This is a genomic window from Alkalibacterium sp. m-11, from assembly GCF_054658155.1.
On the sequence record NZ_BAAGIR010000086.1, the window covers coordinates 1 to 8,396 of the forward strand.

11 protein-coding genes are annotated in these 8,396 nt (G+C 41.0%); 5 read left to right on the forward strand and 6 right to left on the reverse strand.

All coding sequences use genetic code 11. The features are described 5' to 3' along the window. Positions 1-320: 320 nt before the first annotated feature. Positions 321-1,157 (forward strand): ZIP family metal transporter, encoded by an 837-nt coding sequence (locus ACYQ2O_RS08680; protein WP_459796430.1) that lies wholly within the window; start codon positions 321-323, stop codon positions 1,155-1,157. A 165-nt stretch (positions 1,158-1,322) separates the two neighbouring features. Then, positions 1,323-1,901: a uracil-DNA glycosylase family protein gene (locus tag ACYQ2O_RS08685; RefSeq protein ID WP_459796431.1), complete on the forward strand. Its 579-nt coding sequence runs from the start codon at positions 1,323-1,325 to the stop codon at positions 1,899-1,901. On the opposite strand, the gene ACYQ2O_RS08690 is transcribed toward ACYQ2O_RS08685, so the two are convergent. The 6 genes from ACYQ2O_RS08690 to ACYQ2O_RS08715 form a co-directional block, all read right to left on the reverse strand. Then, positions 1,896-2,738 carry an SDR family NAD(P)-dependent oxidoreductase gene (locus ACYQ2O_RS08690; protein WP_459796432.1) on the reverse strand — a complete coding sequence of 281 codons (843 nt, stop codon included), beginning with the start codon at positions 2,736-2,738 and terminating at the stop codon, positions 1,896-1,898. The two genes, ACYQ2O_RS08685 and ACYQ2O_RS08690, sit on opposite strands and share 6 nt — an antisense overlap. A gap of 52 nt (positions 2,739-2,790) precedes the next feature. Beyond that, entirely contained in the window at positions 2,791-3,231 is a 441-nt protein-coding gene (locus tag ACYQ2O_RS08695; protein WP_091480280.1) for a hypothetical protein, read from the reverse strand. Between the two features lie 60 nt (positions 3,232-3,291). After that, the gene (locus ACYQ2O_RS08700; RefSeq protein WP_459796434.1) at positions 3,292-3,726 is read right to left on the reverse strand and encodes a hypothetical protein; all 435 of its coding nucleotides are present in this window, start codon (positions 3,724-3,726) and stop codon (positions 3,292-3,294) included. Between the two features lie 5 nt (positions 3,727-3,731). After that, positions 3,732-3,929, reverse strand: a complete 198-nt coding sequence (locus ACYQ2O_RS08705) for a helix-turn-helix transcriptional regulator (RefSeq protein ID WP_459770099.1) — start codon at positions 3,927-3,929, stop codon at positions 3,732-3,734. A 103-nt stretch (positions 3,930-4,032) separates the two neighbouring features. Next, entirely contained in the window at positions 4,033-4,443 is a 411-nt protein-coding gene (locus tag ACYQ2O_RS08710; protein ID WP_459796435.1) for a type II toxin-antitoxin system death-on-curing family toxin, read from the reverse strand. After that, positions 4,440-4,694: an AbrB/MazE/SpoVT family DNA-binding domain-containing protein gene (locus ACYQ2O_RS08715; protein ID WP_459796436.1), complete on the reverse strand. Its 255-nt coding sequence runs from the start codon at positions 4,692-4,694 to the stop codon at positions 4,440-4,442. The genes ACYQ2O_RS08710 and ACYQ2O_RS08715 overlap by 4 nt, the downstream gene beginning before the upstream one ends. A gap of 248 nt (positions 4,695-4,942) precedes the next feature. On the opposite strand from ACYQ2O_RS08715, the gene ACYQ2O_RS08720 reads away from it, so the two are divergent. From ACYQ2O_RS08720 to ACYQ2O_RS08730, 3 genes are all read left to right on the forward strand, one after another. Further along, positions 4,943-5,674, forward strand: a complete 732-nt coding sequence (locus tag ACYQ2O_RS08720) for a LytR/AlgR family response regulator transcription factor (protein WP_459796437.1) — start codon at positions 4,943-4,945, stop codon at positions 5,672-5,674. Then, positions 5,664-6,389: a sensor histidine kinase gene (locus tag ACYQ2O_RS08725; protein WP_091268407.1), complete on the forward strand. Its 726-nt coding sequence runs from the start codon at positions 5,664-5,666 to the stop codon at positions 6,387-6,389. Before ACYQ2O_RS08720 ends, ACYQ2O_RS08725 begins: the two co-directional genes overlap by 11 nt. 75 nt (positions 6,390-6,464) lie before the next feature. Then, positions 6,465-8,300, forward strand: coding sequence for an ABC transporter ATP-binding protein (locus ACYQ2O_RS08730; RefSeq protein WP_459796438.1), 1,836 nt, complete (start codon positions 6,465-6,467; stop codon positions 8,298-8,300). Positions 8,301-8,396: the final 96 nt, after the last annotated feature.

Here is an 8,396-nt window from a genome sequence, read left to right on the forward strand (position 1 = left end):
AAAGCGCATCATGACAGAGATATCAATGCAAGTATCAATATTTTAAACGAAGGCATTAAAATACTACAGTTTGTCTAACACACTCCAACCGTAGGGACTACGGGGGTAGCCTGGTAAATAAAAGCAACCGCTGATACTCTATTAAACAAGTGTGTCAAGTCTACTTTGTTCCCAGGAATCTCCCACTTCTAAGCGTGAGCGAAAGTGGGGGTAGTTCAACTGAGAATCAGAGAAGTCCTAAAACAGGCAGAAGGATACTAATTTTTAGAAATTAAGCGTATAATAAGACCATTACAACTGATGAAAAGGAAGAGATAAAGATGTGGAACTGGTTTGTGGAATTAAGTCCAACAATACAGGCGCTGCTGGCAACATTATTTACATGGGGAATGACTGCGGCAGGCGCAGCGCTGGTCTTTACAGCTAAACGAGTCAATCAGCGGGTGATGGACGCCATGCTAGGGTTTGCCGGAGGGGTAATGATCGCAGCGAGTTTCTGGTCACTTCTGGATCCCGCTATCGAAATGGCAGAGAGCGGTCCGCTGCCTTCCTGGATCCCTGCAGCCATTGGATTCATGATAGGTGGGTTTTTCTTATGGGGAGTGGATAAATTATTGCCTCACTTGAATCCGGCATTGAGTCAGACAGGTTCAGATTCCGGTAAGCGAGGAGCTGAAGGAAGAAATCCGGACAGTTACAGACGGAGTACCTTGTTAGTCCTGGCGATTATGCTACACAACATTCCGGAAGGCTTTGCGATTGGTGTCGCTTTCGGAACGATGGCGCTGAATGGCGATATGTCACAGCTCATCGGAGCCGTCACTCTGGCCATTGGTATGGGACTGCAGAATTTTCCTGAAGGAGTATCTGTGTCGATGCCGTTAAGACGAGAAGGGATGTCACGCGGCCGCGCCTTCTGGTATGGACAGCTTTCAGGATTTGTCGAACCTCTCTCTGCTTTGCTGGGTCTATGGCTCGTATCACTGATCCAACCTCTGCTTCCCTATGCACTGGCATTTGCAGCAGGCGCAATGGTCTTTGTTGTAGCTGAAGAAGTTATCCCGGGCTCTCAGGAAAATGGAAACAAGGATTTAGCTGCGATCTGGCTGATGATCGGTTTTACAGTCATGATGGCTTTAGATGTTGCGCTTGGGTAGTGAGTTGAGCACTTTGGGATACTGATGAAGAGTCTAATGTAGCACGTTTTGTAATGAGAAGCTTTTACTTCAGTGTTCTCAAAAGTATAAGGGCTGAAATAATTATCTGAGAATCTAAACCAGCCATTTAATTTGTCAATAAAAATTAAGGAGCCTCTAAGTCATATGAGTGAATTCGAACAGATCAGACATCAGATCATAGCCGATCCGATGAATGAATGGTATACGAGTCGTGATATCGAGCCGCTTTTTAAAGCTACAGAAGATGCGAGAATCGCTATCATCGGCCAGGCACCTGGAAGGAAGGCAGAGGAGTCGCAGCTGTTCTGGAACGATTTAAGCGGGGACCGGCTGCGTGAGTGGATGGGTATTTCACGGGAAGTGTTCTATGAGACGTCTAAAATCGCTCATCTTCCAATGGATTTTTATTATCCGGGCAAGGCTAAATCGGGAGACATGCCGCCGCGTAAAGGATTTGCAGAAAAATGGCACCCCCTTATTCTTAGGGAGATGCCGAATATTGAAACGATTATATTAGTAGGAGGCTATGCGCAGAAGCATTACCTCGGGCCACGGCGGGAGAAAAATCTGACCGAAACCGTCCGAAATCATAAGCAGTATCTGCCTGAGTATCTCCCGCTGGTTCACCCCAGTCCACTGAACTACGGCTGGATGAAGCGCAACCCATGGTTTGAGCAGGAGGTCCTGCCTACACTTAGAGAACTGGTCCAGTCGATTTTATAAAGCCTGGATGTCCAGTTCTTCAAGTGTCGCATCAATGAAAGCTCGGCGCATCTCGACATCGTTCCCGTGTTTCTTAACGACAGTAATCTTGCCTTCTTCAGAATAGAAACCGGCATAGGTGTCCGGGTTTTTAACTGCTGCAAGGACGGACTGGGCACCTTCTTCAACGGTCACAAAGAAAGGATCGAGAAGCTTGAAGATGCCGTCAGCGACTTTTTTGCTGACATTTGATTTCCCGAGATTGGTTGAGACCATACCTGGATGAACGGCCGTTGTCTTAAGACCTTGACGTGAGTACTTTTCATGCAGTTCCTGAGCCATGTAAAGGTTGCCGAGCTTGGAACGTCCATAACCGGTAATGGGACTGAATCGTTTAGGTTTGAAAAATGGCTGTTTCATTGGCGCAAATTTGTAGGCGCCAGAGGATACCACAATGACTTGTTTCCGCTCGCTGTTCATAACCAGAGGAAGCAGGAGATGGGTCAGAAGGAACGGACCTAAATAATTGGTCGCCATCATCAGTTCATATCCATCAACACTTTCCTGCCTGCTAGTAGAGACTATCCCAGCATTGTTGATGAGACAGTCGATATGGTCGTAGCGGTCTTTAATAGTTTTAGCTGCATCATTGACAGAGGACAGATCACTTAAGTCGCACCAAACAATATCCACTGACAGATTTGCGTTCAGCTCCAGTAGGTCGTCTTTAAGACGGGCGCCTTTTTCAAGATTCCGGCATAAGAGCACTATCCGGTCAAACGTGTCTACCAGCTCGAGTACAGTTCCCCGACCGAGCCCCGATGTAGGTCCAGTGATTGCTAAAATTGATTCAGTCATTAAAGTGTCATCCCCAGGTCCAGTTTAAACTCCTATTATTTGCTTCCTCAGTTTACTCTTCTTCACCCGTTTTCGCATCTTTTATCTTTTCTACACTGATTCTGACTAAGTAAGTGACGGGTAAAGCCAGGAAATTAAGTCCGACAAGTAAGCTTGTCGCGTGCATGGTCAATTTTCCATCTTCAATTATGGGTTGATAGGACAAAATGGAACTACTCATGAATAATAATCCTGAAATTATACTGATGATTGAAATAATTATAGGATTTTCCCATTTTGCGAAGTGAGCTCCTGTATACACATTTAATACTGTCATGCATGTTACTGAAAATACAATAATGATGGTTGACTCAAGTCTGTGTGTTTCTGCCCATTGTATATCGGTTAAGCCGGTTAGAACGAGATTACCCATATAAAGTGATACCAGAATCCAGAGAGCATAAAACCCGTTTCTATAACGTTTGAAATTTTGATACTCATCATACTCTTTCATATACATTTTCCTTTCTTAGACAGTTATCTGCACAATTTTTTAACTCCTTGCAATAAACATTTAATCCTCTTCATCAGCTTCCTTTCGCTTTTCCACCAAGTTTCTCACTACATATGAAAGTGATATTGATATCCAAATCAGACCACTCACAGGTCCTATGGCGTTTAGAGTCACGAGTCCATCTGAGACAATGTCTGCATAAGGTGAAAATCCTTGAGAAATAAGGAGTATACCTATGATGAAGAACAGAATAGAATAAAGTTTCCCGTTCTGATGTTTGAGAAAGTAGGCACCGTGGTAAATATACATGACCAAAGAATAGAGTATGGGGATAAAAATAAGCAGGATATACTCAGTTTCTCTAGTTTCTCCCCATTGAAAGTCTGTAAATAAGCCGAGACCGAAGTTTATAAATTGCAAAGAAATCAAAATCATAAAAGCTTGTGATCCATATTTGTATCTCAGTAATTTCTGATATTCATCAAAATTTCCCATTAATCTTATCCCTCCCAGAATAATTCATCAAGTGTGGTATTTAGTACTTTACAGATACGTATACACAGTTTAATCGACGGGTTATAATCTCCCCGCTCAATCGCACTGATAGTCTGACGCGTCACATCGACTGCATCGGCCAGGTCTTTCTGAGACATGTCCAGAGCGACTCTCGCAGCCTTCATTTTCAAGTTTTTTGCCATAGTTATCCTCCAAAGTGTCTTCTATTCCTTACTTAATGTATACTATATCATACATAAAGACAAATAAAAAGGACCATCCGAGAAGATAGTCCTTAGGTTGTATTCAATCTTTAGTGACGTAGCCACTCTCATTTAAATAGTCTACAGTAAATTGTTTCAGTTCGTCGAATGGATCATCAGAGGTAGTAATCTTCAGGATGAAGTCGACCCCCTCATTAGTTGGAAAAGCTGTCCGATACCCATTTATTTTCAGAAACAGGTCCATTCCAACCCATGCTGTTCGCTTGTTTCCATTATAGAATGGGTGTCGTTTGGTTAAATTGATGACCAGTATGGCGGCTTTTTCTAATACGCCGGGATAGAGCTCTTTATCAAATACTACCTGTTTAGGTTGAGTCACAGACATTTGAAGAGCACTTGCATCTTTGACTCCTATAGGTTCTTTTGGAGAGAAAGTCTTGATGACGTACACATTGATTTTTATGATGTCTTCAGCTGTTAAGTAGTTCTTCATTTCTCTACCAGTTCTTCAAGTAATTCATGATATTGCGCCACACTTTCTTCTATCAAAGAATCGATATCATGTTTTTCGACTTTTTTTCTCATTGTGACGGTACCTTTAGTGTCTACGATATATTCAATTTTATCGCCTGTTTCCAGTTCTAATGCATCTTTGACTTCTTTTGGGACTGTAGTAATGTCGCTGTTCCCGGATTTTCTCAGTTTATAGCTTCCCACATTGGTCACTCCATCATTATAAAACATCGTATCCCTCCTATCCATTTATATATTAAACATACTAAAATATATATATTAAGTCAATATATATATATTGTTGAAATATATATACTAATGCGAATGTGTCTTATGCATTATTATATGAAATATTAAGAATAGTTAGTTCCAAAATTCGACTTAAAATATACGATGATTTACGGTTAGAAAAGTCATAGACGGACTTATTATGATAAGATAATATCAGGACACAACATCCGTTGACAGGAGGGGAAACAATGGCAGATCATATAAAGATAGCTATAGTTGACGACGAAGATATTCAAGTTGATACAATGACCTCTCTAATTAAAGAGGCTGCAGCGAGGTTGAGCTTATCTGTTAGTCTTATTGATTTTTCCAGTGGTGAAGCTTTTCTGTTCGCTTTGGAAGACCATCCCGATCTGGATATGGTCTTTCTCGATATTGAAATGAATCAGACGGATGGATTGGAAGTAGCAAAAAAGATCAGGCAAACGGATAAGGACCTGACTATAGTCTTTGCTACAGCTTTTGCTGAGTATGCTGTTCAAGGGTATGATGTGCAGGCGCTGGATTATCTATTAAAGCCGATCGAGTTAGATAAGGTCAAACGTGTGCTTAAGAGGCATTTGGATCGACAGCCGGCCGTAGTAGAAAAAGTAACCCTCGAGTCTCAAGGAGAAGTAATCAAACTAGCATTAGATGATATTCTCTACGTGGAAGTTAATCGGAGGGAATGTGAGATACATACTTTGAATGGACCAGTAACAGTCAGTCGGACATTGAAAGAATTGTCAGAAGAGCTTAGCGACGACTTTATACAGACTCACAGGAGTTACCTAGTCAATGTCAGCCACATGAACCGTCTGCTAAAAACAGATATTGAACTGTCGAATGGAGCAGTAGTGCCAGTTTCCAGAAGATTGGTCAAACAGGTTCAAGAACGGTTCGTCACGCATAACAAAGGGGCAGTGTTTTATGATGACTAATGGGGTATGGCTGATGATTGTCGGGAGTATACTGATTATCTGTGCCGTAGTGATTTACAGAATGAAAACAGCACTTGATTTTTACCGTGTTCAAGAACAGGAACTGGATCAGTATGCCGTGGAAGTGGAGACCATCTACAACCAGATGAGAGGAATCCGTCATGATTACCGTAATCATCTTCAAGTGATGAATACATTGATGAGAGACCGGCGCTTTGATGATTTGGATGCCTATATCAAGCAGTTGAACAATGAATTGAATCAGGTGGACACGATTATTCAGACAGGAAATACGATGATCGATGCCATCGTAAATACAAAACTGACAGCTGCGAAGAATCAAGGAGTGGAGCTGGATGCAACAGCCATCGCGCCTAAAGAACTAGTTATCGAACATGTCGATTTAGCGGTCATTTTAGGGAATCTACTTAATAACGCTATTGAAGCAACAACCAAATCAGGGCCAGCTAACGAAGATACGTTTATCCGTTTATACATTGCCCCAATGAAACACACCTTGTACATAAGTGTCACGAACACCATGACTGAAAACCCTAAACCTGCTTTCCTTTCCTTAAAAGGTGTAAACAGACGGGGCTATGGCCTATTGCGAATTGACCAGGCTGTTAATAAGTACCAAGGAATAGTGAACCGTAAGTGGGAAGAAGGGGTGTTTGCAACAGAAGTCACCCTCCCTTTAAACAACCATTCGTAACACAATTAGAACCACTCATACACTTCTGGCAAAGAAGTGTATTTTTTTAGGTAAGATAGCTGTGAGGTGATAGAGATGAAGGAAAAGATAAGACATTCAAAACTTTTAATTAAAGAGCTGTATGAGTTTAAGCCTACCATTTTGTTAGCCATTATGTTTGCAACTGTATTTAATGTAGCCTTGCCATTGCTGCAATTACTTTTATCAGCATTTGTTATCCAATGGCTTCTGGAAGGTATTTCTATTGGAGACTACTTGTTAAGATTGCTTTTGTTAATCGTTCCTATAGGAATCGCTCAAATGGGCAACTATTATTTTATGCTATACCAGGAAGAGAACATGAATCATTTTAGAGATTTTATGAGAAATAAAATTGAAACGAAGTATTTGAAGCTGGATTATCCGCTCATTATAGGAAAAGAAGCGCAGGAGAGATACAACAATGCCAGTGAATTGACTGATAACAATACGACCCTATTTGGCCGATTAGTAACGGAAATCATTGAATTATGTAGTTCATTTCTAGGAGTTGTTTTATATATCAATATTTTAAGTCAACTAGAATCTCTGTTTCTTGTTTTAGTGGGTGTGTTTCTGCTCATTGTTGTCTTCTTTAACGTATGGCAAGTGAAGATGGACCGCAAACTATTTCAAGCGAAAGCAGCCAATTCTCAAAAATTACGTTACTTGAGAAAAGTGTATGGGGAATCCCGTATCACTAAAGATGTACGTATTTTCCAGATGAAAGACTGGTTCAAGCAGGTTGAAGATAAAACAATTGCGGAATACCACCGGATTATCAAACCGAAAGTAAGGTTGACATGGACAGAAAGTACTCTGGTAAATATAGGGATTATCGGTCTATCTGCCTTATCTTATATTAGAAGTGTTCAATTGATTGCGGCAGGAGCGATTCCGGTTTCTAGCTTTGTCATCTTTGCCGGGGCTGTCACGATCTTAGCTCAAACCATCATGACCTTAGTCAACGCTATAGGCAAAATGAATACGAGTCTAAACGAGACGAAAAAATATGATGACTTTATGTCTCAGGGCCAAGTATTTAACCATGAAGAGGGCAAAGCTTTGCCAAAAGAACCCTTGTCCATCGAATTAAAAAATGTGTCCTATACTTATCCGAATAATGATACACCAACGATAAATAATGTATCTTTAACCATTAAGCCTTACGAAAATTTAGCTATAGTAGGAGAAAACGGGGCTGGGAAATCGACATTGACTAATTTAATTGCCGGCTTGCTTAAGCCGGATAGTGGAGAAATTTATATTAACGGAGTAGCTCAGAGTGAGTTTAACATTTCAGACTATTATGCTTTATTTGCGCCTGTATTTCAGGAGAAATTTTTATTGACCTATTCCATTAAAGAGACGGTCATTCAAGGCTTGCCCTTTGATGAATTAAAGTATAATCGTGTCTTGAAACAAAGTGGCTTGACTGACATCATTTCAAAATTCAAATCGAGAGACGAGACAAAAATTGTGCGCGCCGTTTATCCAGATGGAGTGAATTTGTCGGGAGGGCAGTTACAAAAACTGAAACTGGCTCAAGCCTTATATAAAGACGCACCCGTTCTCTTACTGGATGAACCGACAGCGGCTTTGGATCCCATCGCCGAACATCAGATTTATCAGGATTACTTCCAGTTTTCTAAAGACAAATTATCTATTTTTATATCTCACCGACTATCGTCTACCCGTTTTTGTGATCGCATCATTTACATCAAAAATGGAGACATAACAGAAGTCGGAACGCACGAAGAATTAATGACTAAGCAAAAAGATTACTTTAAGCTTTATGAAGCACAAGCCTATTACTATAAACATGATAAGGAAGAAAAAGAGGAAGAAGACGAGCCAGTCGCAAGGAACTGTCAAATTTTTTATGAAAACTAAAAATTAAAGGTGGTGAAGGCCCACTGACTATACCAATCGGAGCCGCATTTGCCCTTGACAAACACTTGAATGGTTTCAGTTAAGGTCACAAGGGTG